This window comes from Nonomuraea sp. NPDC002799, assembly GCF_053592075.1.
Genome location: NZ_JBSFVA010000024.1, coordinates 108,537 through 135,494, shown reverse-complemented (window position 1 = coordinate 135,494; position 26,958 = coordinate 108,537). Strand labels below are relative to the sequence as shown.

The 26,958-nt window shown below is 66.0% G+C and carries 21 protein-coding genes and 1 pseudogene; 12 read left to right on the top strand and 10 right to left on the bottom strand.

Annotation, left to right across the window (positions count from 1 at the left end):
• Positions 1–80: 80 nt before the first annotated feature.
• Genes ACWD0F_RS34630 through ACWD0F_RS34615 form a run of 4 tightly spaced genes read left to right on the top strand, consistent with a single transcriptional unit; the run spans position 81 to position 5,480 of the window.
• Complete coding sequence (locus ACWD0F_RS34630) at positions 81–590, top strand: DUF4365 domain-containing protein (RefSeq protein ID WP_449883310.1); 510 nt, start codon at positions 81–83, stop codon at positions 588–590.
• Positions 590–1,687: a hypothetical protein gene (locus ACWD0F_RS34625; protein ID WP_449883307.1), complete on the top strand. Its 1,098-nt coding sequence runs from the start codon at positions 590–592 to the stop codon at positions 1,685–1,687. The genes ACWD0F_RS34630 and ACWD0F_RS34625 overlap by 1 nt, the downstream gene beginning before the upstream one ends.
• 2 nt (positions 1,688–1,689) lie before the next feature.
• Positions 1,690–2,325 carry a hypothetical protein gene (locus ACWD0F_RS34620; protein WP_449883304.1) on the top strand — a complete coding sequence of 212 codons (636 nt, stop codon included), beginning with the start codon at positions 1,690–1,692 and terminating at the stop codon, positions 2,323–2,325.
• Complete coding sequence (locus ACWD0F_RS34615) at positions 2,322–5,480, top strand: ATP-binding protein (RefSeq protein WP_449883302.1); 3,159 nt, start codon at positions 2,322–2,324, stop codon at positions 5,478–5,480. Before ACWD0F_RS34620 ends, ACWD0F_RS34615 begins: the two co-directional genes overlap by 4 nt.
• A 176-nt stretch (positions 5,481–5,656) precedes the next feature.
• Here the strand turns inward: ACWD0F_RS34615 and ACWD0F_RS34610 are convergent, their stop codons facing one another.
• The 4 genes and pseudogenes from ACWD0F_RS34610 to ACWD0F_RS34595 form a co-directional block, all read right to left on the bottom strand.
• Positions 5,657–5,899 carry a hypothetical protein gene (locus ACWD0F_RS34610; protein WP_449883299.1) on the bottom strand — a complete coding sequence of 81 codons (243 nt, stop codon included), beginning with the start codon at positions 5,897–5,899 and terminating at the stop codon, positions 5,657–5,659.
• A gap of 14 nt (positions 5,900–5,913) precedes the next feature.
• Positions 5,914–6,066 carry a hypothetical protein gene (locus ACWD0F_RS34605; protein ID WP_449883297.1) on the bottom strand — a complete coding sequence of 51 codons (153 nt, stop codon included), beginning with the start codon at positions 6,064–6,066 and terminating at the stop codon, positions 5,914–5,916.
• Entirely contained in the window at positions 5,997–6,404 is a 408-nt protein-coding gene (locus tag ACWD0F_RS34600) for a hypothetical protein (RefSeq protein ID WP_449883365.1), read from the bottom strand. The genes ACWD0F_RS34605 and ACWD0F_RS34600 overlap by 70 nt, the downstream gene beginning before the upstream one ends.
• Before the next feature lie 233 nt (positions 6,405–6,637).
• A pseudogene (locus ACWD0F_RS34595) lies at positions 6,638–6,778 on the bottom strand (tyrosine-type recombinase/integrase); the annotation flags it as partial.
• A gap of 424 nt (positions 6,779–7,202) precedes the next feature.
• On the opposite strand from ACWD0F_RS34595, the gene ACWD0F_RS34590 reads away from it, so the two are divergent.
• Entirely contained in the window at positions 7,203–7,655 is a 453-nt protein-coding gene (locus tag ACWD0F_RS34590) for a hypothetical protein (RefSeq protein ID WP_449883294.1), read from the top strand.
• A 255-nt stretch (positions 7,656–7,910) separates the two neighbouring features.
• Here the strand turns inward: ACWD0F_RS34590 and ACWD0F_RS34585 are convergent, their stop codons facing one another.
• The 3 genes from ACWD0F_RS34585 to ACWD0F_RS34575 form a co-directional block, all read right to left on the bottom strand.
• Positions 7,911–8,450: a hypothetical protein gene (locus tag ACWD0F_RS34585; RefSeq protein WP_449883291.1), complete on the bottom strand. Its 540-nt coding sequence runs from the start codon at positions 8,448–8,450 to the stop codon at positions 7,911–7,913.
• A 111-nt stretch (positions 8,451–8,561) separates the two neighbouring features.
• Positions 8,562–9,542, bottom strand: coding sequence for a helix-turn-helix domain-containing protein (locus ACWD0F_RS34580; protein ID WP_449883288.1), 981 nt, complete (start codon positions 9,540–9,542; stop codon positions 8,562–8,564).
• Positions 9,543–9,871: 329 nt separating this feature from the next.
• A complete protein-coding gene (locus ACWD0F_RS34575; protein ID WP_449883285.1) occupies positions 9,872–11,668 on the bottom strand; it encodes an extracellular catalytic domain type 1 short-chain-length polyhydroxyalkanoate depolymerase in 1,797 nt (598 codons plus the stop codon).
• A 303-nt stretch (positions 11,669–11,971) separates the two neighbouring features.
• On the opposite strand from ACWD0F_RS34575, the gene ACWD0F_RS34570 reads away from it, so the two are divergent.
• Both ACWD0F_RS34570 and ACWD0F_RS34565 read left to right on the top strand, forming a co-directional pair.
• Entirely contained in the window at positions 11,972–12,490 is a 519-nt protein-coding gene (locus ACWD0F_RS34570; RefSeq protein WP_449883282.1) for a MarR family winged helix-turn-helix transcriptional regulator, read from the top strand.
• A 469-nt stretch (positions 12,491–12,959) separates the two neighbouring features.
• A complete protein-coding gene (locus ACWD0F_RS34565; protein WP_449883279.1) occupies positions 12,960–14,861 on the top strand; it encodes an outer membrane protein assembly factor BamB family protein in 1,902 nt (633 codons plus the stop codon).
• Between the two features lie 529 nt (positions 14,862–15,390).
• Here ACWD0F_RS34565 and ACWD0F_RS34560 read toward each other — a convergent pair.
• A complete protein-coding gene (locus tag ACWD0F_RS34560; RefSeq protein WP_449883277.1) occupies positions 15,391–15,993 on the bottom strand; it encodes a lysoplasmalogenase in 603 nt (200 codons plus the stop codon).
• Positions 15,994–16,246: 253 nt separating this feature from the next.
• Between ACWD0F_RS34560 and ACWD0F_RS34555 the strand changes: the two genes are divergently transcribed.
• Positions 16,247–17,212 (top strand): hypothetical protein, encoded by a 966-nt coding sequence (locus ACWD0F_RS34555; RefSeq protein WP_449883274.1) that lies wholly within the window; start codon positions 16,247–16,249, stop codon positions 17,210–17,212.
• Between the two features lie 1,060 nt (positions 17,213–18,272).
• On the opposite strand, the gene ACWD0F_RS34550 is transcribed toward ACWD0F_RS34555, so the two are convergent.
• Positions 18,273–18,530, bottom strand: coding sequence for a hypothetical protein (locus tag ACWD0F_RS34550; protein WP_449883272.1), 258 nt, complete (start codon positions 18,528–18,530; stop codon positions 18,273–18,275).
• A gap of 153 nt (positions 18,531–18,683) precedes the next feature.
• Here ACWD0F_RS34550 and ACWD0F_RS34545 point away from each other — a divergent pair, with 153 nt between their 5' ends.
• Positions 18,684–19,199: a hypothetical protein gene (locus tag ACWD0F_RS34545; protein WP_449883269.1), complete on the top strand. Its 516-nt coding sequence runs from the start codon at positions 18,684–18,686 to the stop codon at positions 19,197–19,199.
• A gap of 436 nt (positions 19,200–19,635) precedes the next feature.
• Here ACWD0F_RS34545 and ACWD0F_RS34540 read toward each other — a convergent pair whose 3' ends face one another.
• On the bottom strand, positions 19,636–20,535 hold the full coding sequence (locus tag ACWD0F_RS34540; RefSeq protein ID WP_449883266.1) for an MBL fold metallo-hydrolase: 900 nt from the start codon (positions 20,533–20,535) through the stop codon (positions 19,636–19,638).
• A 456-nt stretch (positions 20,536–20,991) separates the two neighbouring features.
• On the opposite strand from ACWD0F_RS34540, the gene ACWD0F_RS34535 reads away from it, so the two are divergent.
• From ACWD0F_RS34535 to ACWD0F_RS34525, 3 genes are all read left to right on the top strand, one after another.
• Complete coding sequence (locus ACWD0F_RS34535) at positions 20,992–21,153, top strand: hypothetical protein (RefSeq protein WP_449883363.1); 162 nt, start codon at positions 20,992–20,994, stop codon at positions 21,151–21,153.
• Positions 21,154–21,366: 213 nt separating this feature from the next.
• On the top strand, positions 21,367–25,518 hold the full coding sequence (locus ACWD0F_RS34530) for a LodA/GoxA family CTQ-dependent oxidase (protein WP_449883263.1): 4,152 nt from the start codon (positions 21,367–21,369) through the stop codon (positions 25,516–25,518).
• A gap of 65 nt (positions 25,519–25,583) precedes the next feature.
• Positions 25,584–26,675, top strand: a complete 1,092-nt coding sequence (locus tag ACWD0F_RS34525; RefSeq protein WP_449883260.1) for an NAD(P)/FAD-dependent oxidoreductase — start codon at positions 25,584–25,586, stop codon at positions 26,673–26,675.
• The last annotated feature ends 283 nt before the right edge of the window (positions 26,676–26,958 follow it).

Below are 26,958 nucleotides of genomic sequence, written 5' to 3'. Positions count from 1 at the left end.
AGTGAAACCACTCTCCTCTTGGCTACGTGAAAGATACTCTCTAGCGTGCGGATCTGGCGGTCGGTGGTGAGGGAGACTGTGTGCTGGACCAGCGGAACCATCAAGGCAAGTTCGCTGAAGACTACGTGAGGGTACTTGCTTCGGCTGCGGGCCTCCTCGTCTATCAGGACGATCTCGACTATGACGGCATCGACCTGGGCTTTCGTTACCCCGGAAGGACGGGATATATTGCCTCGCCTGCTATCGAGGTACAGGTCAAGTCGTGGTCGGCGCCGTTGTGCAAGGGCCCGGATCTGCAGTTCCGCGGACTGAACGAGGTGCAGTACAACAAGCTCGTCGCCGGTCCGTTTCTCGTTCCGCGTTACCTGTTCCTCGTCGTGGTCCCGTCCGAAAGCGACCGTTACGCACGTGTGGAGACCGAGGGGCTGACGTTGAGTCGGCTCTGCTACTACCGCGGGTTCGAGGGTGAGCAATCCATCGCCTCTCCGAGTACCAAACGGCATGTCCCTCTCCAGGTGCCGTTGGGGAACGTTCTCACGGTCCGTGCGTTACGCGAGCTCGTCGGGGCGCCCACGGGATCACTGGCGTGATGAGGAATGTGTCGGTTTCCGACGTCAGCAGCTATCTGGCCGCTACTGGCTGGGTTTGCCAGCCGGAGGGCTGGAGAGGTGCGGCTGTCTGGGTGCATGACGGCGATCACGAGATCCTGGTGCCCGGGGCGGACGATCTGGCCGACGGGCCGCGGCGTCTCAGAGAGATCTTCTCGCTTCTAGCGAGGGTGGAGGGCCGCTCTGCTGAGGACATCGCGTCCGACATCAGTTCGCCCATGGCCGATGTCCAGTGGTACAGCGCGCCCATTGTCCCCATGAATGGGCAGTTCGGGTTGGTCGACGCGGTCACAGCTCTCAACAGCGCCCAAGCCGTCTTGAGCGCGGCGGCGCGTGCCGCTCTGAGCGGACCTCGGCCGGTATTCGACGGTACAGCACCCAAAGCGGTGCGTGATCTGCTCACTCGCGTATGGATCGGGCCGATCGTGCCGTCCGCAGACCTCCTCACCGTACGCATCCCGTTAGATAATGTAAATTCCAGTGAGCCTCCGCTGGCGCGCCGCACCTTGACCCTGCTCCAACGCGCCACGCTGCTCCTGAGCGAAGCCAGTGTTGAGGTACACAGAACTGGCGACATCAGAGTCTTCGACGGCATGGTCCGGGACGGCGTGTCGGCCGACTTGTGCGTCGCACTCGCCCGATTCGCCGGCCCCGATCCCGGAACCCGTTTCGAGGTCGGTTTCCGCTCGGCCCGCGCACTGCCCTCTGAGGTACCCGAGCAGACGGTGGTCTTCGAGCCCGAGAGCGGGACGTTGCTACGTCGCGTCGCCCATAGGCTTCGGCGTCTCCACCGCGAAAGCGCTTCGGTCACAGGCCTCATCGGCACGCTCTTCGACAACGGGGGCGAGGACCGGTTCCGTATTCACGTACGCGGCCAGGTGTCGATCGGAGACGGCGAGCCGCGCGGCTCCATATGGGTGCGCCTGTCCGATGAGGCGGCTTATGACGTAGCCGTCGATGCGCATCGAAACGGAATCCTCGTGCGCGCTGTCGGCACGCTCATGGCCGTCAACGGTCGCCGTGAACTCATAGCGACCAGCTTCAGCAAAGTTGTGGACGATCGATTCGAGGAGAGCTGACCATGGAGAACACCGCCTTCGGAACCCGGGAGCGGGCCTTGCTCGTGGGCTTGATGACACTCGGCGGAACGGCGTCCAACCCGGAGCTTCGAGCCCACGTAGGGGACGCGCTCGACGGTGAGCCGCGGCGCCGTGTGAACAAGCGTGGTCTTGTCTCGAGCGAGAAGCTGGGCAGGTCCTACCACCACACGCTCACCGAGGACGGCTGGGCCTGGTGCGTGACAGAGTTGGAAGGCTCGGCTCCGGAACGTGGAGGATCGCTCGGCCGCACCCTGTACGGTGTCCTCCGCGTGATCAAGGGATACCTCGACGCGACTGACTTGAGCCTGGCCGAGTTCGTCGTCAAGGCCCGCGAAGGCGGGGCCGCGGCCGCGGGCGATCCGACCAAGGCGATCCGCGAGGCCTACTGGTATCTGGCTCGCGAACCGCAGGACTGGGTGCTCCTGACACATCTCCGAGCACAACTAGAAGACGCTCGCCGCGAGGAGGTCGACGAGGCGCTGCGGCAACTGGAACAGCTCCCGGACGTTCATCTGGCACCGGAAGCGGACCAGAAGACCCTGACCGACGAGGACAGGAAAGCGGCCGTCGTAATAGGCGGTGTGAGCAAGCACCTGCTGGCGATTGAGGCCCGATGAACGAGAACGAGGAACGGGCGCTACACGCCATCTCCAGAGTCCTCAACTGGGCGACAACGGCCGAGCATGCCTGGAACCCGCCCCCGTTTCACGTCGACGGCATACACTCGCGGGCGGAACAGCTGATCCTCGACGGCATCGACGAGGCGTCTGTCGCCTCTCGGACCAGTCCGCTCGGCGTCGTGATCCAGGGTGAGGGAGGTGCCGGCAAGACTCACCTGCTCGGCTGGGTAAGGGGCAAGATCGCGCAAGCTGGCGGCTACTTCTTCCTCGTGGACTTCAGCGCGGGAGACGACTTCTGGCATCGGACCACGAGTGCGATGGTCGAGGACCTGGGCCGTTCGGGCGCGGGCCCGGACACTCCGAGCCAGGCGATGGTGGCCCTGCGCGCCCTGGCCACCCTCGCGGGAGCCGATGACCAGATCAGGGCCGCGATCGAGGGTGAATCGGGCATCACCCGCAGCGACCTCGATGCTCTGGTGAGTGGTCTGGTGGCCAGGAACCGGCAGTTGCTGCGGTGCCGCGACACCATCCGGGCGCTTGCCCTATATGCCGCCGCCTCGGGTCCGGCCCTCGACGTCGCTCACGATCACCTGATGTCGACCGAGGAGGCTGAGGAGGGCGATCGCAAAGCCTGGGGAATGAGCCGAGGAGTCAAGAAGCCGCACGACATCGCGATCGAGCTGTCGATGATCCTCGCGCTGACCGGCCCCAGCGTCATCGCGGTGGATCAGATCGACGCGCTCCTCGAACACTCCCGAGTGGCCGCCGCCCCGAACCCCGCCGCGCTGCCGCCCGATGCCGAACCGCGGAAGGACGTGATCGACGAGATCGCGAGCGGCCTCATGGCCCTTGTCCACGCCACTCAGAGAACGCTTTGTCTGGTGGCTTGCCTGCCCTCGTCGTGGAATCTGATCAGGAAACGGGCCATCGGAACGGCACAGGACCGGTTCCGGCCATCCCTGATCCTCACTACGATCGCGAGCGCGGACATCGCCCGGGTCCTGGTCGAGCGGAGGTTCGCCGTGGCTTTCGCCCACGCGGGCTTCACCGCGCCCAGCCCCGCATGGCCCATCGCCCCTACCGCGTTCGAAACAGCGCCGGGCCATACTCCCAGGACACTGCTACGGCTCATCAGCGCACACATTGCGACATGCCGGGCGGAAGACGAAGTGCGTCCGCTGGAACGTTTCGATCAGGGAGAACCAGTTCCCGCTGTGACACCTCTCATCGAGGCCGCTCCCGCCTTGCCGGAGACCAACCTGGCCCCGCTTGACGCGCGATTCGCCGAATTGCGCCGACGGGCTGACGTTTTGAATGCGTTCGATCCGGAACAGGAAGACGAACTCGCGCCTCCCTTGCTGGCCTCGGGTCTTAACGCCTGGATCAAGGAGCAGGACAAGGCGTGCGACGCCTTCTCCGTCGATCCGCCGCCGGGCCGTCGGCCCAGCCTGCACGCGAGGTTGCGGCAGGTGCTGGATTCCGATTTCGAGGAGCAGCGGCATTGGACGTTCCGGATGATCGGCGCGCCGCACCACATCGCGGCACTCAAACGGCTGAATGACGGCATCACGGCGTCCGGCCTGGGCCCGGAGACGCCCGACCGGTGTTTCGTCGTGCTGCGCAATCTCGCATGGTCGGATGGGCCGGCCACTCAAGCTCGCCTGACACAGCTCAAGGAGTGGGGCGGGCAATCACTCACCGTCCGTGGTGACGACCTGCGCGTCTTCGAGGCGTTGCGGCAAATGGCAGCCGATGAGGACCCGGAGTTCGAGAACTGGCTGCGTGCTCGCCGCCCGGCCAGCGGCACCGAGTTGTTCACCAGCCTGCTCGGCGCGCTCACATTCACCTATCCCTCACTGCCGCCTCAGCCATCGACCGCAGGATCCGAACGGCCGGCAAGGGACCTTCCGGAATCCGCAGGCGGCCGCACCGCGGTCATCTCGGTCGGCAGGCGTCTGGACACCGGCACCGATCTCGAACTGAAGCTGAGCACCCTCACCCGCCACACGGCCGTGTTCGCCGGCTCCGGCTCCGGCAAGACCGTGTTCCTGCGGCGGCTCATCGAGGAGTGCGCGCTGCACGGGGTGTCCTCGATAGTGCTCGACTCCAACAACGACCTCGCCCGGCTGGGCGATCCCTGGCCCAGCCCGCCCTCTGGTTGGAGCGACGAGGACGTGGACAAGGCGGCTCGCTATTTCGCCGAGACTGAGGTCGTGATCTGGACCCCGGGACGTTCTCGTGGGCGCCCGCTGGCCTTCCAGCCGCTCCCCGATTTCGCGCCCGTGCTCGATGACCGTGACGAGCTGGACTCCGCGCTTGGTTTGGCGGTCGAAGCACTCGCCCCTCGGGCGAACGTAGACGGGGCAAGTGCCAAGGCGCGCAAGGGAAAGGCCATTCTCCGCCAGGCGCTGGGCTACTTCGCCCACGCGCGAGGCGGCGACTTCGCCGCGTTTCTCGGCCTGCTCGCCGCCCTGCCGCTTGAAGTCAGCCAGATCGACCGCGCGGATCAGATCGCCGCCGAACTGGGACAACTTCTCACCGCCGCGACGATCAACGACCCACTCTTCGCGGGCCGCGGTGAGCCAGCGAACCCCGAGCAGTTGCTCAGCCCCTCCACGGGCAAGCGGGCACGCGTCTCCGTCATCAGCTTCATCGGTCTCAGTGATGAGGCGAGACCAGGATTCGTCAGCCAGCTCCAGATGGCCCTGTTCTCCTGGATCAAGCGGAATCCGGCCCGCGGCCGTCCCCTCAACGGCCTGTACGTGATGGACGAGGCGCAGGCCCTCGTACCGGCGACACCGAAGACCGAAGCGCTGGCCAGCACGCTGACCCTGGCCTCACAGGCGCGTAAGTACGGCCTCGGCCTTGTCTTCGCCACCCAGACACCCCGCGGCCTGCACAACCACATCGCGGGAAACGCCACGACCCAATTCATCGGGAGAATCAACAGCCCCACGCAGATCGAAGTCGTCAAGGGGTTGGCGCGAGCACGCGGAGGCCACGCCGACCGCGTCGGACGGCTGGATACCGGGCAGTTTTATGCCGCAAGCGAGGGCATACCCGAGGTGCTCATCCGAGCACGCCAGTGCCTGAGTCATCATCCCCCCGATCCGCTTACCGAACAGGAGATCATCGAGCGGGCATCCAGCTGATGCCGCAGCTGACTGACCGGTTGTCGATCGGCCTGCCAGACGAGCGGGCCTCATGAAGGCTGCGACTGCCGATAAATGTCATCCGAGCAGGTCATCTAGTTTGCCCGGCTCCTTTCGCCTTGTGTTCGCTTGCTGCTCTGAAAGAGAAGCACCGAGGGAGCCGGAGGCCTCCCCTTCTAATCCGACGGTCGCAGGTCCGAATCCTGCAGGGCGCGCTTCTCCACCAGCGGAAACTCCAGCCGCCCCGCCTGCTGCGGCGACATGGGGCCAAGCTGAGTCAGCCGCCGCGCCGCCGCCCCAGCGCAGACGCGGCGTTCAGCGCCAGCCGGGCCGGTTTCCCGGGCGGCTTGGTGGGCCACCTCGGGCAGCACCGAGACGTAGGTGTCGGCGGTGAGCACGATGCTGGCATGGTCCAGCATGGCCTGGACGACTTTCAGGTCGGTGTGCGCGGCCAGTGCGGCGTGGCGGCGCCATGTCGCAGGTCGTGCAGCCGGATCGGCGGCAGCCCGGAGGCCGCTACCAGCCGGCGGAACCGGCCGGTGAGGTAGTCCGGCCGCAGCGGCGCACCCGTTGCGGTGGTGAACACATATCCCGAGTCCTGCCAGCGTGTGCCCGCCGCGCGCTCAGTTCTTCTTGCCGCTCGCGGTGCTGGATCAGTACCCGTATGGTCTCCGCGTCCAGGGCCACCACCCGGCAGCTGGCGGTGCTCTTCGGCGGCCCGCCCACGACCTGGTCGTGGGCGTGCACTCGCTGCTGCGCCACGGTCAGCTCCGCAGCCGGTAGGTCGACGTCCGTCCAGCGCAGCCCGGCCAGCTCGCGCCGGCGCAGGCCGCGCAGCGCGGCCAGCCACCAAGCGGCATGCAAGTCGTCCTGCGCGACGCCGGCCAGGAACGTCGCGAGCTGCTGTTCGGTCCAGACCGCCACCGCCGGACGTTCTCCCGCTTGCTGCCAGCGGGCCGTCCGCCCGGCGGTCCAGACGACCGGATGCGGTCGCCGCGGATGAGGCAGTTCGGGCGCCGTTGACAGGGATCAGCCGGGTACGGACCGCCGCGTTCAGCGCGGTCCGCAAGGTGGCGTGGATCCGCACCACGGTCACCGGCGACAACCGGCGACCGGTCGGCGAGGGACGCGAGCGTCGCGAGGAGTCCGTTGATGTCGCGAGAGGTGAGCTGGTGGAGCAGGATCCGTCCCAGCTGTGGAATGAGGTAGAGACGGATGTGTGTCGCGTAGCCCTGCCGGGTCGACGGACGAAGGGCGTCCTTGGTGGCCAGCCAGCGTGCCAGCCGCCGAGCGTGCATCCGGCCCCGCGCCGTCGCGGTCGGCAGCGGCCAAAGCTCGGCCTGCCGCTGGGCTTCCTCGGGGTCGACGTAACCGCCCTGGCGGACGCGTTGCCGTTCCCCGTCAAGGTCGCGTACCTGCACCGCGAAATACCAGCTGCCGTGATCGTCATCCACCGGCAGACGCGGACACGTCACGCCTCGCTGACGTCCCGTCGCCGCATCCACACACCCGCATCGCCTGCTGACCCGCACACGAGTCTTTGCCATCTGTGTCCGGAGTGCGGGGGAAATGCAGGATAAGTCGGGTCAGCTCGTCGTACAGGTCGATGGCCCGCTGGGAGGCTTAGGGTGTTCTGGTGCCGGCCGACGTTGCGCAGGCGGTTGGCATGGGTGAGAAGGAGCGCGGTTCGTCGCGCGCCGGGTCTTGAGTGGTGGCCAGGCGGTGGGCGGTCAGCCGGGTGGACAGGGCGGCGATCCCAAGGTCGAGGTCGATGTGCCGACCGGATGGCAGGCAGGCTTCGATGGCCTCCAGAAGGGCCGGCTCGATGTCGGGCAGGTCGGCCAGGGCGGCGCTACCGGCGTTCAGCATGAGCTGGAGGCGGGCGCCTCAGACAACAGACGCCGGGTGACGGCGGACACCATCGACAAGATCACGAAACATGATCCCAGATGGCCCGGGCCAGCTATTCGGCACCCACACCTCGTGGGGCAGCGAGGTCAGGAGAGCGGCGAGAAGGGCCCGGTCCTCGGGCGCGAATCTCGGTCTGGGGTCGGCGCCGAGTTGGCGTTCAAGGACGATGATCTGGTGACGCAGGACGAGATCGCGACGTCCTTGTCCCGATCGCCCATGGGCAGCAACCGCAGCGCGGCGAAAGCGTTCGTGACGGTCAGGTAGGCCAGGCGAATGAGCACAGCGGATCATCCTGCCGTACGCGCTTCCGTCTTCGGGGTGACCGGAGCTCGCGTACGCCACGCGAAGCCCTAGCAGCGACATGACCTGGGCGGATGTGATTATTGGCAGGCCCAGGTAGGAGCGTCAAGCAGCCGAACAACCGGACCCTCAATAGGTACAACAGGTGTAGGAACACGATTGCCGAGGATGAAGGACAGGTCAGATGTCGTGGACGAGTTTCGGCGCCGCGCACCTGACCTAGGCGGATGTGATTGTGCAGGGCAACGGTCTCTTGGCGAGCTGATCGAGAGGAGGCTTAGAAGTGTTCACGGGCCAGAACTGGAACTGCCATTCCTCCACACCTTCCGGCAGCATGTCGACGGGAGATCTCGGGTTCTCGCCAGGCCGCACCTGTGCCCTGACCCACCACTCCCTGTTTTCCAGGCGCATGTCGAGGAAGGTGTACCGTACGCGACCGTATACCTCGTCGAGGCAGGCGAAGCCGGAGCTGGAGTAGAACCTGGCAGTGCGGCTGCGAGCCCATCGCTCCCCACCGCCGGAAGGCTCTCGGTCCCAAAGTTCCATTGAGGCCTGCGCCTTGTGAAAGCCCGCGCCGCTGATGACGATCGCCCGGTTCGCTGTCGCGAAGAACCAGTTGTCCGCATCGGCCTGCTCGGTCGTATCGTCCCACGACGGCCATTCCGGCGGAGTGGCGTAGCCGCCCATCCACGAGGCGAGCAGGAACTGGGAGTGGTCGACGCCGACGGTGTCGCGAACGAGGTCGAGGGGTTGAAGCATCGTCGTGCTCCGGTCAAGAGGGCCGATGCCTGGCTCCAGCGCCCCTTTGCGGGCGATGGAACCGGGCACCTCCGAGCCCGTCGGGTGATTGCTCGGGAGTGAAATCGGAATTCATGCGGTCGCCCTTCTCATTGTAGAGACGGATGAAGGAGGCGTCTTCTGCGATGATCCGGTCGTTGGCGTAGGAGTGGCCGAGCCCGCCGCGAGTGGTTCCACCCCATCTTCCGTTCTCGTCCTTGGGGACGTGTGGGGCTCAAAAATAGGATGTGGTGTCTGACCTGCCGGTTCTCGAATGGTGTCAGCTGGCCATCTGATTAGCCGGCGATCTGGTACTCGTTGATGAGGCCGCCGAGGATGGCTCTGCGGTGGACTTGGTGGTTGGCCAAATCGCTGGGCGGCTTGGGCGGTCCATGGGCCTGTGGGGTTGGCGGTGACGCCGAGCAGGTGGGCGCGGCGGCTTCCGTGTTCGAGCATGCTCAGGGCGTACAGGCGTGTGAGGTTAGCGGTGTCTACGTGTAGGAAGTCGACGGCGACGATGTGCTCGGCCTGGGCGGTCAGGAACTGCTTCCATGTCGGCCCGCTGCGGCGCGGGGCGGGGTCGATCCCAGCCCGGTTGAGGATGTTCCACACGGTAGAAGCCGAGATCTGGTGGCCGAGGCGGGTCAGTTCACCGTGGATGCGCCGGTGGCCCCAGCGGGGATTCTCCGCGGCCATGCGCAGGATGAGTGCCTTGATCGCAGCCGCGGTGGGTGGCCGTCCGGGATGGCGACGGTTGCTGTAGTCCCACTTCTTCGCCACGAGTTCGCGGTGCCAGGCCAGCAACGTGGCCGGGGTTGCCGGGAAGATCCTCCGCCAGTGGTGGGGTATCAGGTGCGAGAGCGCCGCCAACCACAGGCGATCGGTCGGCTCGTAACGCACCCTCGGGACCTGACGGCGCAGGACCGCATCCTGATGCCGAAGCACCAGCGGTTCCGCCTCCTTGGAGACGCTCCTTCGTAGCAGCAGCGCGGGCAAAGGCAACAGACGCCGGGTGACGGCGTACACCGTAGACAAGATCACGAAACGTGATTCCAGGCGATCGGGACCAGCCATTCGGCGACCCTGAGTCCTTCCGCCCACCGGACGAAGGGCTCTGCGCTGGAAGTTATTCGAGTTCTTGTGCCCCCACAGGTTTCAAGGAGCTGGCCGCATTCCACTACCGCACAACTCCTCTCCTGATTTCCGCGGTCCCGGTCACCGGTTCCGCTGGCCGTACTGCGGAACGGAGCGATCGAGCCGGCTCGCGCGGGATTTTGGTCGCCCGGCCCTGCCACAGCACGATGGCCGTACGCAGCCGGTTCTCCCGCCGGCGCGGATCCCTTGATCACGGCCCGGTCCCACCTGTCAATGACGGGGCCGTGATCAGGGAAGCGCGCTGACGGTCAGGCGCAGGTGTAGCCGGACGGCAGGGCGGTGTTGCCGTTGGGCCTGCTCGCTTGGAAGCCGAAGCTGGTGGTGCCGGCTCCCGGCGCGAGCGTGCCGTTGTGGCTGACACTTCTGACCGTGACGGTCTGGCCGCTGGTGGTGACGGTGGCGTTCCACGAGCCGGTCAGGGTGTGCCCGGCCGGCAGGGTGAAGGTGACGGTCCAGCTGGTGATCGTCGAGGTGCTGGTGTTGGTGATGGTCAGCGGCTGGATCACATACCCGTTCCCCCACTGGGACTGCACGGTCGGGGTGGCCGAGCAGGCACCGGTCGTGCCTCCCTGAGTGGTGATCTGGACGGTGTTGGAGACCGGTGAGACGTTGCCGGCGGCATCGCGCGCCCGGACCTGGTAGCGGTAGGTGGTGTTCGCCGTCAGGCCCGTGTCGGTGAACGAGGTCGTGGCCGAGGTGCCGACCTGGGTGAACGTGCCGCCCGTCGCGCCGGGAGCGCGCAGGATCTCATAGCCGGTCACACCGGTGTCGTCGGTGGAGGCCGTCCAGGTCAGGCTGGTGCCGGTTGTGGTGGTGCCCGAGGCGGTGAGCCCCGCCGGGGCGGTCGGCGGCGTGGTGTCGCCTCCGGTGGCGGCCGTGGTGAAGGTGGCCGGCGCGGAGTTGCCCGACAGGTTGCCCGCGCCGTCACGCGCCCGTACGTACACCTGGTATTGGGTGTTGGCACTCAGCCCGGTCAGGGTGATCGAGGTGGTGGTGGACTGGCCGAGCTGCGGGTCCGTGGCGCCCTGCTCCCGGTAGACGTTGTAGCCGGCCAAGCCGGAGCCGCCCTGGTCGGTGGATGCGGTCCAGGTCAGCGTGGCACTGGCGGCGGTCACGTTGGACGCGACCGGGGTGCCTGGCGTGGTCGGCGGCGTGGTGTCGGTCTGACTGGTGGTCAAGCCGAAGAACTCGATGGCGTGGAGGGCCATACCGCTCTGCGGAAGTGCATGCCCGGCGCCCTGGATGCTGTACGCCTCCACCTGCACGGTGCCGGACGGATTGGCGTACCGGCTGCGGTTCCAGTTTGCCTGCGGGGTGTCGGTGCTGGTCGGGGTCTGGCTCAGCCCGAACACATTGGTCCACTGCTCGATCGACTCTCGCAGCAGCGAGTAGGGGACGAGGGTGTCGCTGGTGCCGTGCCACAACTGCATGCGCGGGCGGGGGCCGGAATATCCCGGGTACGCCTGGCGGACCGCATCGCCCCACTGCTGGGGTGTTCGGTCCATGCTCCCGCCGGTGCACCTGCTGCTTCCGGGCGGGTAGTCGGAGGCGCCGGCGAAGCAGGTGAAGGGAACACCCATGAAGGAGGCCCCTGCCTTGAACACGTCCGGGTAGACGGCGAGCATGTGCTGGGTCATCATGCCGCCGGACGAGCTTCCAGTGGCGTAGACCCGGTTCGGGTCTCCCTGATGGCTCCGCTCGACATAGTCGATCATTGAGGTGATCGAGACCGGATCGCTGCCGCCGCCGCGCTGCTTGGCCGCGTCCGACCAGGTGTCGAAGCAGTTGCCGAACCCTGCCGACTGCGTGGCGGTCGGGTAGATGACGATGAAGCCATATCGATCCGCCAGCGAGGCGAACTCACTGCTCTGGTGGAAGCCGGGACCGGAGCCGCCGCAGCCATGCATCGCAACCACGATCGCCGGCGAGGCCGGGCGCGAGTCCGGCACATAGACGTACATCCGCATGTTGCCCGGGTTGTTGCCGAAGCCGGTCACCTCCACCAGGGTGGCGGCGACGGCCGGCGATCCGAGTACCACGGTCATGACGGCAAAGAGCGCCGCGGCGCAGGCACTAACCAGCACCGTGGTCAATCGTCTCATTCGCGCTCCTCCTGTCCATATCCGCGGCGCGCCGCGGATCGGTCCGCCGCGTATTGACATCGGTCGCTGGACAATAGAAGGGCCACAATCCACCGTCAATGCCCGCTTGGCGCGCATGACCACCGGTTCACCTGGCAGAGAGCTGTTTCCCCTGGTTATCAAGTAACTTGCTATCAAGGTCCTTGATACGGGTTTTGGGAAACTTACATGGGGGCCCGTTCTGACGGGGCGCGATATCCTCTCCTGGTGACCGATCCGGGTGTCCCCGCGGCCGCTGCGCCGGACGCACCGCCGCCCCGTGTGAGCTACCTGGTGTTCCGGCTGGAACGCCGCATCCGCGCCTGCCTGGATGAAGCGCTCGCCCGGCACGGCATGACGACCACCGAATACATGGCGCTCAGCGAGCTGCGCCTGCGCGACGCCCCATCCTCGGCCGACCTGGCCCGCATCGCCTTCGTCACCCCGCAGGCGATGAACCTGGTCATCCGTGACCTCGAACAACGCGGCCTGATCCGCCGCGACCCGCATCCCCGTGGCGGCCGCGCTCTGCGCACCCGCCTTACCCCGAAAGGCCTGAGCACCCTCCGGCGATGCGACCGCTCCCTCGACAGCATCGAAGCCGTCATGCTCGCCGAGATCGACGACCCGGACCGCACGACACTCGCGGAAACGCTCACGCTGTGCGCCCAAGCCCTCCACTCGGACACGCGGGCCCTGACCCCGGTCCTTCGCTCGCAGAAGCCACCACCGTCGCCCTGGCCATAGTGCGGTCCGTGGCCGGCCACGGACCACAAGCCGCAGCCAGCGCCGGACTCGACCAACCACAGAAACGCTCCTGCACCGGCTCATCACGACCGCCATGATCACAGCCGACATCGCCGACCCCCGGACATCGCAACGCAGGCCGCCCGGGATGTGACCGACCTCAACGACCTGCGATCCATCCGCCGGAAACCCGTCGCCGCAGGCACGATCAGCGAACACCACCACGCCGCTCAACCACAGCTCAGGGCTCGTAACGCAATATTCGAGCGGTACCGGTTCCCCCCGCGGGATCTGGTCGTCCTCCGTGACCTGTGCCTGCGGGTGGCCGGCAACGTGCGCAAGATCGGAGACCGGCCATGATCGATGAGATGCGCCGTGCGGTGTTGCGCAACCTTGATTGATTCTCGCCTTCCGTGATACGACTTGCGCAAATATCGGCCCAGTCCGTAAATGGAAGGCAGCATCCCCCATGCCGTTCAACGCAGTCGTCGCGGTCGCTCTGGCCGTCGGTCTGGTGACCGGAGCGCCCGCGCCGGTCGTCGAGGATCTGGGGCCCGCCTCTTCGGTGACCTCGATCAGCGGGTCGGAGTTCGTCGGCGACAAGCTCTATGTGGCCACCGGCGGCATCAAGCCGACCAAGATCGGCGCCTACGACCCCGCCCAGCGCAAGGTCACCTCGATCACCGAGCTGCCCTCGGGCGACGGCGCGTGGGCGACCGCCGCCGTCGGCACCGACCTGTACGTGGGCACGTACACGCCCGGCGATCTCCACAAGATCGACACCACGACCGGCACCGCGGTGAAGGTGGCCGACGTCAAGCCCGACAACTTCATCTGGTGCCTGGACGCCGCGAGCGACGGCAAGCTGTACGCGGGCACGTATCCGGGCGGCCGGGTGGTCGAGTACGACCCGGCCACCGGCAAGACCCGCGACTTCGGCCAGGCCGTCGCCGGGGAGCAGTACGTCCGGAGCATCGCGGTCGACGACACCACGATCTACGCGGGCGTCGGCGCCAAGGCACACCTGATCGCCATCGACCGGGCCACCGGCGCCAAGCGCGAGATCCTCCCGCCCGAGCTGGCCGACCGCACCTTCGTCGGCACGCTCGCCCTGGAGCAGGGACTGCTGGCCGCGGGACTGTCGGCGACCGGTGACATGATGCTCATGGAGACCGCAAACCCCTCCACCTACACGCTGGTCGACGCACCCGGCGACTCCTACGTGACCGCCATCGGCATCGACGCGGCCAACAACGACGTCTACTTCGGCACCCGGCCCTCGGGCACGCTCTACCGCTACGACCGCGACACCGCCACGACGGAGAAACTGGCCGTGCCGTACGACGGAGCGTCCTTCGGCCGGATCTTCCTGCGCGGCGGCAAGGTCGTCGGCGTGCTCACCAGCTCGGTCGTCGAATACGACCCGGCCACCAAGGAACTGACCGGCGTCGACCTCACCCAGGCCGGGATGCCGCCCGCGCCCGAGCTGGCCATGGCCATCACGGCGACCAAGGATCAGGTGCTGGTCAGCGGCAAGGCGGGGGTTCAGGTGCACGACCTGGCGACCGGCACGAGCACGCGCACGTTCCTGCCCGGCGAAGCCAAGGTGATGACTCCGATCCGAGACCAGGTCTACCTGTCGGTCTACACCCTGGCGTACCTGTTCCGCATGCGCCCCGACGGCTCCGACCTGCGCCGGCTCACCCGCGTCGGCGCCGAGCAGAACCGGCCGCTCGGCGCCCACTACGACAAGCTCACCGGGCGCCTGCTGGTCGGCACCCAGCCGGAGTACGGCCTGCACGGCGGCGCTCTGGCTCTCTACGACCCGCGCACGAACGCCGTCGAGGCCTTCCGCGACGTCATCCCGAACCAGTCGGTACGCGCCATCACCAGCCTGCTCGGCACCGCCTACATCGGCAGCGAGATCTACGGCGGCCTCGGCACCACCCCGGTCGAGCAGGAGGCCAAGCTCGCCGCCTTCGACCTGCTCACCAAGAAGGTCCGGTGGAGCCTGACGCCGGTCCCGGGCGCCAAGCGGATCGCCGCGCTGACCGAACAGCGGGGCAAGCTGTACGGCATCGCCTCCACCGGCGTCGCCTTCGAGTTCGACCCCTGGAGCAAGAAGGTCACCAGGACCGTCCCGGTACCGGTGACGGCCGGAGGCACCGGCACGCTGATCCAGGCCGGCGGCAAGATCTACGGCACCGACGGCATGGAGATCTACCGCCTCGACACCAGGACGATGACGGTCTCCACGGTCGTGTCCGGCCTGGCCGCCCAGACGTACGGTGACCCGATGCTGGCCGCCTCACCGGACGGCCGCACCCTCTACGCGCTCAAGGCCCGCAACCTCGTGCGGATCAAGCTCTGACCGATCTCGCGCAGTGGTCAAGATAGTGCGGCGAGTAGGACGCGGTCCGGCCAGGTGGGCCTTGGCGCGGTGCCCTGGCGGTGCAGCACCGTTACTTCGTGCTGCACCGCACCGCCAGGGCCGCCTGGCGATCGGTCAGGATCTCCGCGAACTGCAGGACGCTGACCAGGGCTGACATCACCGGTGACAAGCCTCGCCGTCCATCGGCCGGAAATCAACTGGTGAAGTCAGCCTCGGTGAAGATGCCCGCGAGCCGGTCCCGGATCCACATGGCCGCCGTGCCGGACGGGTTGGCCGCCCGCGCTGCCCTGATCGTTTCCGCCGGGATCACTTGCCCGCTATCCCTGCCGATCGACACCTGTCCACCCCCTGAAGAGTGACTACGGAGAGGCGGCTCGCTCGTCCAGGGCATGGGGACGGCGTACCTCCGTGGTGAGAGGTTCAGACAGCACACCCTCTGACCTGCATCGTTAACGACCTGCCGGCAGGACTTCGACACTCCCGCCGCGCGGGCATCCTCGTGAGCCGTCTACTGGCGCGGATGGACGCCGGGGCGTCCGGGAGCGGACGTGGCCCGGGCGGAGATGAGCCCCGAGGCCAGCAGGTACTGGGCCGCCAGGTAGGTCGCCATGACGACGACGCCCTGCAGAGGCAGCCGCGGGAGTCCTGCCAGGTCGACGCCGATGAGGCCGTCCGACAGCAGGAAGAGCAGGGCGCCCGCGCCGGCCCGCCGGCCGATGCCCCAGGCGATCACGGCGGTGGAGAACAACAGCAGAGAGTACGCGGCCACCGGCACCCGCATGTCGCCCAGCCCCGGCCACAGCACCACGATGGCCGCCAGCCAGGCCATCCCGTAGACGATCGGGATCACGGGCCGCACCCTCCGCAGGGCGCCCCGGCGTACGAAGCACGTGATGTAGCTGACGTGGGCGGCGGCGAAGAGCGCCATGCCCGGGATGAACAACCCGTCGATGTCAAGACAGACGTCGCCGCCCCAGGAGAACAGCAACGCCGCCACCAGCCCTCGTGACCCTCCGGCAGAGGCCACCCACACGGCCAGCAGTGGCATCAACATCGCCTTGGTCACGGACCCGAACGGGGCCACCTCGCCGGCCACCAGCACCAGATGCACGGCCGCACATACCCAGAACCCGACAAGTAGGGCACCACTTCGCATTCCGGGATCGTAGCGGTGATACGGCGTGCATGGGCCGGTGCTGGAATCAGGTGCGAGAGCGCCGCGAACCACAGGCGATCGGATGGGTGACACCGCACCCGTGGGACCTGTCGGCGTAGGACCGCGTTCTGATGCCGAAGCACCAGCAGTTCCGCCTTCTTGGAGACGTCGCGGCGTAGCAGCGGTGCGGGCATAGAGAGCAGGCGCCGTGGACGTGATCCTCGCCGACTCGGGCCGGCCGCTCGGTGCCCTGACCCCTTCCGCCCACCGGACAAGGGGCTCTGCGCTGGTAGTGATTCGAGTTATCGAGCCCGCAGGGCGCTGGTGGCGGCCCGTGAGGTGGCTGGAGGGTTGCCCGGGACCGGCGGTTCTGTTGAACTCGTTGTCGAGCTGCTGTGTCTCTGCCGAGGGAGAGCTGATGCGTCATCGCCTGCTGATCCGACTTCCCGTCGTGGTCCTGATCGCGGTGGTTTCGGTGGCGTCCCCTGCGGATGCGGCCCAGGAGTACCGCGTGCTCCAACTCAATCTGTGCCACAGCGGGGTGAACACCTCCTGTTACAACGGCGCCGCCACCATCCAGGAAGCGAACGCCGTCATCATCGCCAAACAACCCCAGGTCGTGTCGCTCAACGAGATCTGCAGGAACGACCTCCCGCAACTCGCCGCAGCCATGGGGAACGGGTTCAGCACGTTCGCGCCCGCTCGGCGGCCCGACGGCACGCCGGTGCGCTGCACGAACGGTGATGAATACGGAAATGGGCTGATATTTCAGTCAATTGCTGCGGGGATCGTCATCTCCGGCGTGTACGCCACCCAGGACAGCGGCAGCGAGAAGCGCGTCTATGTGTGCGCCGAATTCACCGATCTCATCGGGTGCAGCACCCACCTGTCCACCACGGGCAGCGTTGCCATGGCGCAGTGCAAGTCAGCCATCGCCATGCTGCGTGACAAGGCCCTGGCGGGCAAGCCGACGTTCCTGGCCGGGGACTTCAACCTCAAGTACGCCCCGCTGATCGGTCCCAACGTCCAGGACTGCAACGCGTCGCCGTTCTTCAGGAAGGGGGACGGCAGCGTCCAGCACGTGTTCGCGGCCAACATGGGTTACGCCCGTACCGAGACCGTCGGCATGAGATACACCGACCACCCGGCCCTGCATGTCGTCCTGACCCGGTAGACGGATGGCTTCGCAAGTCGAGCAGGCGGCCTCGATCCGCTTCGGTGAGGCCGCCGGTGCCCCCCTCCAGGACGGCTGCTCTTCAGGCGGGAATGGACGGCTCGCTGAGCAGCAGGCCACGGCCGCAGCCCGATCTTTCCTGGTAAGCGGTACGTGGACTGGAAGCAGGGCATCGAGGCGCTCGATCGCGACGTCGATGCCCGCCCTCGCCGCCAGCCACAGGCCGTCGTGGGCGGACCGGGCTAGCATTCCGCGCTCGCGCGACTCCTGTCCCGACGCCGCCGGTGTCACCTGTTCGTCACACCGCGAACGCTGCTGCGCTGGCACGCCGATCTGGTGAAGCGACGTTGGACCTACCCCGAGCACGGGCCGGGACGGCCACCGATCCGACTCACCATTCGAGCCCTGGTGCTGCGCCTGGCCGCCGAAAATCCGGACTGGGGATACCGGCGCATCGCTGGGCAGACTGCCGGCCTGGGCCGGAAGGTGTCCCCGCCACCGTGTGGGCGATCTTGAAGAGGGCCGGCTTCGATCCAGCCCCGGCGTAGCGGTCCGACCTGGGCTCAGTTCCTCCAGGCTCAGGCGTCCGGGATTTGGCCTGTGACTTCTTCAGCGTGGAGACGGTCATGCTTGCGCGGCTGTACTGATTCGCCGTGGTCGAGCACGCCACCCGGCGGGTGCACGTGCTGGGTGTCACGGCGAACCCCCACTGCCGGCTGAGTGACCCAGCACGCCCGCAACCTGAGACTTGACCTGGGCGATCGGATCGGTGGCACAAGTTCACCGCTCTGTTCGATGAGGTGTTCACGACCGAGGGCATCCGCGTGGTGCTCACCGCGCCAACGCCGCGAGAACGGCTCGATCGGCCCAGTCCCGGCTTCGGGCGTCCGACCTGATGCCGTAGCACCTCCACCTCGTGACGCAACACCATGATTTCCATGTCCTTCGACGATTGGCTGCGGCCCAGCAACATCAGCCATCGTGGCTGTGTTTTGACGCGGTACACGTTTTGGCCTGCAGGTACGGGCCTGACGCCGTTTCATCAGATCGCGGTGCCAGTTCAAGAGGTGTCCGGTCGGACGAGGAGCCGCAGCTGGTGCAGGACCTCGCGGGGCAGAGAGGTCAGAAGCGCGGCGAGAAAGGCCCGGTCTTCGGGTGCGAATCGCACTCTGGTGTCGGCGCCGAGTTGCTGTTCAAGCACAGTGATCTGGTGACGCGGGGCGAGAATCTCCACATCCTTGTCCCGGTCGCTCAGGGGCAGCAGCCGCAGCGCGGCGAAGGCGTTCTCGACGGTCAGGTAGGCCAGGCGAAGGAGCACGGCTGACCATCCTGCCGCACGCGTTCTCCTCTTCAAGGTGGCCGGAACTCGCGCACGCCACGCGAAGCCCTCGCAGAGTCATGCCTGGGCGGACGTAATTTATCGGCAGGTACAGTTGAACGCACTGGAATCCGGACAAGAGGGCGGTAGTTCTTGAAGAGGGCGATGATGGTTCGGTGTTCACGCCAGAAAATTGAAAGGACTACTTTGATGCTTTGGAGTGATTCGTCGGTGAATAAGTCCGTTCAGTTGACGGCCAAAGAGTTCAAGGTGATATTCCAAGTCACCAAAGAGCTTCACATTCTCCCTGCCGTCTATTTGAGGAGTGTCGGATGGAGGGCTGAGGATATAATGCATCTGCAGAGACTCCTGTGGAGTATCAGAGGTCGCATGGAGGGCATCTCATACGTCCGGATTGACTTCCAGGAAGTTGTCGATGAAGATTTTCCTCTACCTCCTTCTATCTCCGAAGTCGATCGAGGCGAGGGTGTCGTCAAACGCGTTGTTTCCGTATTTCCTTGCCGCCTCAGACTTGGATGGAAAGAGTTAGTGGAAGCCGGGGTATCCGTGCTTGGGGAACGCGAACTTTTTCTGCGCGCTGGATATGAGCCCAGTGAGGTCCTGGAGGCGGCACGCCGGCTGTCGCCCGACGCTGCGGGTGCCGGTTAATGATCCGGCCAGGTCAGGCGGCATGCCGGTTTTCCTTCAGGACTGCGCCTGCCGAAAACTCCATCCGTGCAGTTCAAGCCGCATGTGCGTACTCGTGGGGGATGCCACCGAGCCGGTCTCGTCGGCGTATGTTCAGGTCGGTGATTCGCTCGGGGTCTGTGATCGGATCGGGGACGGGCGCAGCGGGGCTGCTTGGTTCAGGGAAAGCGCGCTCGGCAGCCCGCATCTTCCAGGCCCATCAGGAGATGCCTGATCGCCTCAGTTCGCGCAGTTTCTCTGGAACTGGTGGGCGTCCCGCGGACAGCGGTTGTGTCCACCTGACGGCGCTTGAGTAACCGTCGTTCGGGTGTGATCTTCCTACGCTGGCAGTCTCTGATTGCCGGTGAATTCTCGGGGTGGTCGCTTGGCCCGTGTCGAACGGCTCGGACGGCCGCGATCACGCCGAGATGAACGGCTCCGTCAGGTGCGGTGTCGCCAGGTGCAGCGTGGTGGCGGTTTCGTGGCCGAGCATGCGCTTCCTTGAGTGCCTGGCCGCCTCAGGGTCGATCTCGTGCGAGTAGGCGAGCTCGGGGTGGAGCAGCTGGAGCGCGTGTACCAGGAGGTCGCCGGTGACGAGCGCCAGCTCGCGCCCGTCGGCGACCAGCACGCTCTGGTGGCCGGGCGTGTGACCGGGCGTGGCGACCGTGCGCCCGGCGCGCAGCGGCGTGTCCCCGTCGAGGAGCCGGAGCCGACCGGCCGCCGCGAGCGGGTCGGTGAGGGTCTCGCGAAGCTGCGGGTTGAGCGCGTCGAGGGCGTCGAACTCGGCCCGCTGGAGCAGGTATTCGGCGTTCGGAAAGTAGGGACGGCGGTCGCTGGTCGCGCTGCCGGGCGCAGGAGCGCCGCCCACCGCGCTGCTGGCCGAAGCGTTGCCGCCCACCGCGTCGCCCGCTGATGGGACGGCCGTTTCGGTCACGACCGCCCATCCGACGTGGTCGGTGTGCAGATGCGTGAGCACCACGGTGTCGACCTCGGCCGGGTCGATGCCCGCGGCGGCGAGCGAGTCGGGGAGCGTACCGGGCACGGGCGCCCACGAGCGGGCCGGACCGTCCGCCGGACCGATCCCGGCGTCCACGATGGTGAGGCCCTTGTCGCTGCGGATCGCGTACGCGCGGAACTGGAGCCGCCAGCGGCCCTCGGCGTCGACCGCGCCCGGGTCGTAGCGGTCGGCCGCGGCCCACTGAGCGGCCGTGGCCTCGGGGAAGGCCTCGGCGCGCGGGGAGAAGAAGGGGCCCTCGCCATCGGCGAGGGCGATGATCTCGGTCGAGCCGATCCGGAGGCGGGGAACGCTGGGGGACATGGCCGTGATCCTGCCATGCCTTGCCCGCGGGTGATGGCTCTGCGCCTGCCGAAAACTCCATCCGTGCAGTTCAAGCCGCTTGTGAGTAGTCGTGGAGGACTCCGCCGAGCCGGTCTCGTCGGCGTATGTTCCCGGTCGGTGATGCGCTCGGGTCTGTGATCGGGTCCGGGACGGGGTGCAGCGGGGGTCAGGGCTTGGTGGGCGCGGTGTTGGTCGTAGAAGTGTTCGTACGCGCAGTGCGGGAGGGTGTCCGGCCGGACGAGGAGCCGCAGCCGGTGCAGGACCTCGCGGGGCGGTGAGGTCAGAACCGCGGCGAGAAAAGCCCGGTCCTCGGGGCGAATCTCACCCTAGGGTCGGTGCCGAGTTGCTGTGCAAGCACGGTGATCTGCTGACGCAGGGCGAGAATCTCCACGTCAGCCTTGACCGCCTGAAACGAGTTGACCAGCAGAGTCCTTCATGCTGCAGACCATGATCGAACGGGCTTTCGCCGCCGGCGTGTCCTTCGGCCGGGTGGCCGCGGACGAAGCCTACGGCGACAACGGACCGCTGCGCGGCAACCGTATCCGATCCTTAAAATGGCGATCGATTTCCTACAGATATGTGTTGCAGCTGGGTTGAGACGGTATCCCATCGGGCATCTTGGCAACGGTCCCAGGTGCACCACCATGGAGGTCGCTTTCGGCCAGGGTGGGCGGCCGCCGGCATCACGCTGCAATTCCTTCCTGCCGGCGAGGACGCGTTCAAAGCGAATGAGTGCGTACGAGGATGGCGCGATGCTCGCTTCGCGCCATCCGGAACATTATTGCGAGATTCAGCTTGAAGGAAGAACCGATGAAGGAAGATGCTGCGGGTCGGGGCTCAGATGAAACCGTCCGGGAATCCACGCTCCGCCACTCTGACGATCCCGCCGCTCAAGACGGCAGGATTTCCTACTGTAAGATTTTCCCGCCCATCGGGATCGCACGGCTGGGAAACAGCCCCGATGAGTACTTTGTGGGTCCGGAGGTGCCTGGACTCGTACCTCCCAACGGAGGTTGTTATAAGGACGCGCAGGGCCGCGTCAAGCGCCAGGCCGCTTGTTTTCGCGTCTATGCCTTCGACGAACATGATCGGATCGTTGCAGAACTCAACTCCGACCATGCGGATGTCGCCGACATCACCTGGGGCGTTGAACTGGCCAATAGGAAGGCCGAGTGGTGGCAGTTCGCCGGCGCGGAGCGCGTCGATCAGATTCTCAAAGGCAACCTTGAACAAGCTCGCCGACGCAATGAAGACGTGCATGGGGACAGCAGGAAGGGACTTGTCATAGGACCCGTGTCGGCCGGCGTAAGCGGGCGTGGCCGACGATCGGGGCCGCTGGACGGAAGCTTTCTCACCTGGCCGGAGAAGGTCCATCTAGGTGAACTGCGTACTGATGATTCCGGCCGCCTCCTGGTTCTGGGTGGCAGAGGTCGGTCAGCCAGTGCCCTTCCAGACAATCCTTTGGCGCATTATGCGAACAACGATCGCTGGTATGACGACACCGCCGATGGCCCCGTCACTGTGACGGTGAAGCTGAATACCGGCGAGGAACTGCCGGTTCGTGGGCGTGCCTGGGTGATCGTCGCCCCTCCGCACTTTTCACCGCATACCCAGAACGTCGTGACGGGCTATGACGTCATGACCCAGGCCGCGGTCGAGCACGACCTTGCCTGGTCAGAGGCGGAGCTGGGTCCCCGACCGGCCGAGGACGATCCGGTGATGTTCGTCCGTGACGTCTATCCGGTTCTTCATCGGCTGGGCATGTACCAATGGGTCAGCGATCGGGCGCGTCGGGGCCACTCGTCGGCGAAGCCAGGCGACTTCGTCGACCTGGGGACGCTCCAGGTTCTCGCTGACCCGGGGCTGGCCAAGGCGGCGCAATCGCCGCACCGCCGCATCTTCGCGCGCCTGCGAACTCCCCTGTTGCATCATCCCGGTCTCGACACCAGACAACCTGCGGTCGATGAGCTTCATCCTTCCAGCCAGGAGGCGATCAATCAGGCCAATCTGTCGTTCATGCCGCCCCTTTCCGGTGACGAGGGAGACCTGACTCATCCCATCTATGACGCCGAGACCAACCACCAGGCGCCGAGCACGTGGCTCTCGCTGACCGTCATGCAGTATCGGAAGCTCGCCCGCTGGAAGGAAGGAGACTTCGTCAACGACTGGGACGGGTCCACGCCGCTGCCCTTGGCACCGCCGTCGTCCCTCGATGTCGTGCCCATAGCGCAGCAACCCGCTGCCCTGACTCGCGCGAGCCTCGAGTCGTGCCAGGGCGGAGGGTTCTTCCCCGGCATCGAGTTCACCTCTGTCATTCGTTACGCACAGACCTACAGTGAGGCGTTCCGCTTCAGCGACGAGCTTGCAGCGGGTGACATCACCCGCTGGATGGCGCTGCCGTGGCAGGCCGACTTCTACGAATGTCGCGACCATTGGTGGCCGTCGATCCGGCCTGACGACGTCGTTCCGGCTGACGACTACGAGCGAATCCTCAAGGAGTTCCCCGGCGAAGCTGGGCGAGGAGACCTCGCGAGCCTTCTCGTCGATCGCCGGCCGTGGGCACGAGGCATCGGTTTGAAGCTTCCGTCACGCCCGCGGTTGTCGTCCTGGCCGCCGCTGGATCCAGCGTCGCCGGACTGGGCCTCCATCACGAACGCGGCGGCCTATCAGATGTTGTGGCGGCGACAGCTGGCGAACTTCGTCCGCGCCTACCTGGCGGTGGTGCCGTTCCCGGCCGAGGGAGAGTTCGAAGGTGCCTACCTACGCCGCCTGCAGGAATTTCTGGACCGTTCAGGCCTCACGCGTGACGCCAACACCCCCTTCAGTCTTCCGAGGAAGAACCCGGACTGGACGCTGACCCAGTACTTCGGCGGTCCTGCGATCGCGGACCCGGAGCGCCGTACCGTCTACGGATCAATCCGGATGTTCCTCCGGGAACAGACCCGGATTCCCGACCCAGAGCCGACGGAAACACTGGACGACTACGCCGCCCGCCTGGCGGATGAGACGGCGGGCAGGCTCGTCTGGGAAAGCCTGCTCGATATGGAGTGGCGTCGACGGACACGTCACCGGGGGAAGAATGACCTGGTGGCCGAGAACCACGAAGGAATGCCCAATTGGAGCCGTCTCGGTTTCGTGGTTCCACGTAACGCCTTCGGCGAGACGGTTTATGTGGAAGGAGAACGAGGTCGCTACGAGCTCCAGCCCTTCCGAGACTACTTCTACTATCTCCTGAACTTGGAGCAGCACGCGGATTTCCTGCCCAAGGCTCGGGAGCTCGCCGACGAGTACCTGCGGCTGGCATGGGAAGAGTTGGACAAATACGTCGAGCTGGAAGAATACGGTTACTTCGCCTATGACGCGGTTACCTTCCGGGCCCGTCTCGAGAAGATCTACGAGCGCGAACGCCGTGCGGCCGAGGCCTACAACCCGGCCACGGGTGCGGGTGAGCCGCTCTTCAAGACGGCGGACCAGGTGATCGAGCGTATTCGGCAGCTCGCTCCCTTCAACCAGCTTGACGGATCGTGGCTGGAAAGGATCGCGCAGGCCGGGCCCAGCAGCGAGGTTCAAGGGTATCTGTTCGAGATCTGGTCGGACGAGATCGGTAACGGCGACCCGGCACAGAACCATGCCAACGTTTATACCGATCTGCTGCACAGCGCCGGAATCCGCCTACCGCCGATCGCCAGCAGAGCGTACGCCGACGACCCGAGCATCTGGGACTCGTCCTACATCAGCCCGGTCTACCAGTCGGCGATCGCTCAGTTTCCGGAGACCTACGCCCCCGAACTGCTGGGCATGACCCTCTACCTGGAGTGGGAAGCCATATTCCTGCCGGCCATGGTGAAGCTGTACGACTATCACGGTTACGACCCGCTCTTTTACCAGCTGCATGTGGCGATCGACAATGCGGTCAGCGGTCACGGAGCCAAAGCCCGCGACGCGGTCATCCGCTATCTCGACCACGTGCGCGAGGAGAGCGGGGAGCGGGAGATGCAAGAGCACTGGCGTCGCGTCTGGAACGGGTATCTGGCATTCAAGTTCGTAGGCGGCGGGGATTGGTGGTATATCTTCACCAATCCTCCCTCGCTGGAAGATCGCGTCTGGGACATGTTTGGGCAGAAGCGGCATTATGCACAGCTGAATCACGGCACGAGGCGCCTCGGCCCCAACCTGATCAACGACTGGTTCGACGAGCCCGACGCATTCCTTCAGCAGCTTGTGCAATCGGATCTGATCACACCGGGTGACGCGAAGAACAGCCGCATCTTCTCGATGATGGAATTCGGCGGCCCGATGCTGAAGGTATTCAGCTCCCAGGACAAGGAACTTCTGGCCCAGTACATCAACTCCCTGCCTCCGGCGCCTCTGGGAACCGGCCTGGACCCCGCTGGGGCGATGCGCATTCTCCTGCGTGAACTCAGGCCACGCGCCATGGCGGTCCCCGACCACGTGGGCTTCGAACTGGCCGGTACCTATGTCGATCCCGCCCAAGGGGATGAACAGCACGTAACAAAGCCGGTGAGCTGGTGGTTTCAGATTGATCAGCCCGGACGGCTGATGGCCGCTCTGGCTGATTCCGACAACGGATGGATCATTCCGGGGAAGGTGGATGAGAGCCGATTCGTACAGGAACTGCTGGCACAACCACGGCGTATGTCTGCTTTCCTGATCCAGACCATACCGGAGCTCGGTGATCGGTCGGCTCGTGAGGTGATCATCGATTGGATTGCCGCTGGCTGTCCCTTGCCGGAGCAGGATGAGCGCATAGCTCGCAAGAAGGCGGTCCCCGTACCGAGGACCAACGTCCACGCTGCCGCTCCCATATCGGCGGAAGATCCCGCGGAACCCCACGCCGCCGTGGTCCAGGCGCGCACACTGAACTCCGCGCCTCTGACGGCGGAACAGCTCCAAGGGATGGAACGCCGCCACTACGGACCGGGTGGTGGGGCGTGCCACTAGTGAAAGGGAAAACAATCGCGACGACGCGTCAGCACCGGTAGGTTCTCGTGCCGAAACCTCTGCGCGTGGACGTCGTCGTGGTCGGTGCCGGCCCGGCCGGAGCGACCGCGGCACTGTGCCTGGCTCGTAAGGGCGCCCGCGTGTTGCTGGTCGGGCGTTGTCGGAGCCGGTCGATCAGCATCGGTGAGGGTCTGCCGCCCACCGCGCAACCGCTCCTGGAGACGTTGGGCCTCTGGGAGCGATTCCTGGCCGGCGGTCATCTCCCGTCGTACGGCAACCGTTCCGCATGGGGCGATTCCCAACTCACCGACACCGACTTCATCTTCAGCCCCTATGGCCACGGCTGGCATGTGGATCGACGCGCGTTCGACGCGATGTTCGTCGATGCCGCACGGGACAGCGGTGCCGTGCTGGCCCGCGCCACGCACGTCGTGTGGCAACCGACCGGCGCCGGCGGGGTGATGAGCCTCAGGGACACCACGAAAGAGATGGTGATCCACTCGGATGCGGTACTTGATTGCAGCGGCCGTGCCGCGGTCGTCGCCCAGCGGCTGGGCGCGCGCCGGATCCACGAGGACAAACTCGTCGCCATCTCGGTGCTGCACACTCCGGGAATCCTGGGAGACGTCGATGCGATGACGATGGTGGAGGCGGACCCCGAGGGCTGGTGGTACACCGCGCTGCTCCCACGAGGGCGCCGGATCTTCGTCTACCTGACGGACGGCGACCTCCCTGACGTCAGGGCCATGCGAGATCTGGATCACTGGCTGGCACGACTGAGGCAGACCGAGCACATGCGGCAGGTACATCAGCAATTCCAGTATCAGCCGCTGGTCGGACCGGAAATCTTTTCCGCCTGCAGCTCGGTGCTTCGGCCTCCTGGAGGCGAACATTGGCTTGCGGCCGGCGATGCGGCGATCTCAGCCGACCCCTTGTCCTCTCAGGGCATCATCACGGCGATCTCCACCGGACATCGGGCCGCCATGGCGATCGCCGGCGCCATGGACCGGAACCCGCACGCCGTCGAATCGTATCTTTCGGCCATCGATCAGTTGGCCCGGGACTATCTGACTGAGCGCGCGAAGTACTACGCCGCCGAACAGCGATGGACGAAATCGCTCTTCTGGCGACGTCGTGTCGCGAACGTCCGTCCATGACATCGGAACCTCATCGCCATTAAAGGTTCGCATTGCGGGAGATTGATGATATATCTTCCGAGCCGCCCGTTGTGCCGTATCGACGCGGGGTATCAATGTACACGTTGTTTCGGGAGCGCCGCAAGAAGGAAAGGGATCACCATGTCCACGAACGAGAAATCAGTCGAGGCTTGCATAGAGCTCCTGGAAAAGCTTAAGGGGATCAACCCGGAAGAGCTGACCGAACTCACCATCCGGTCTGGGGGTCTCGAAGCAAGCAGGTCCTTCAGGGATTCATTCACAA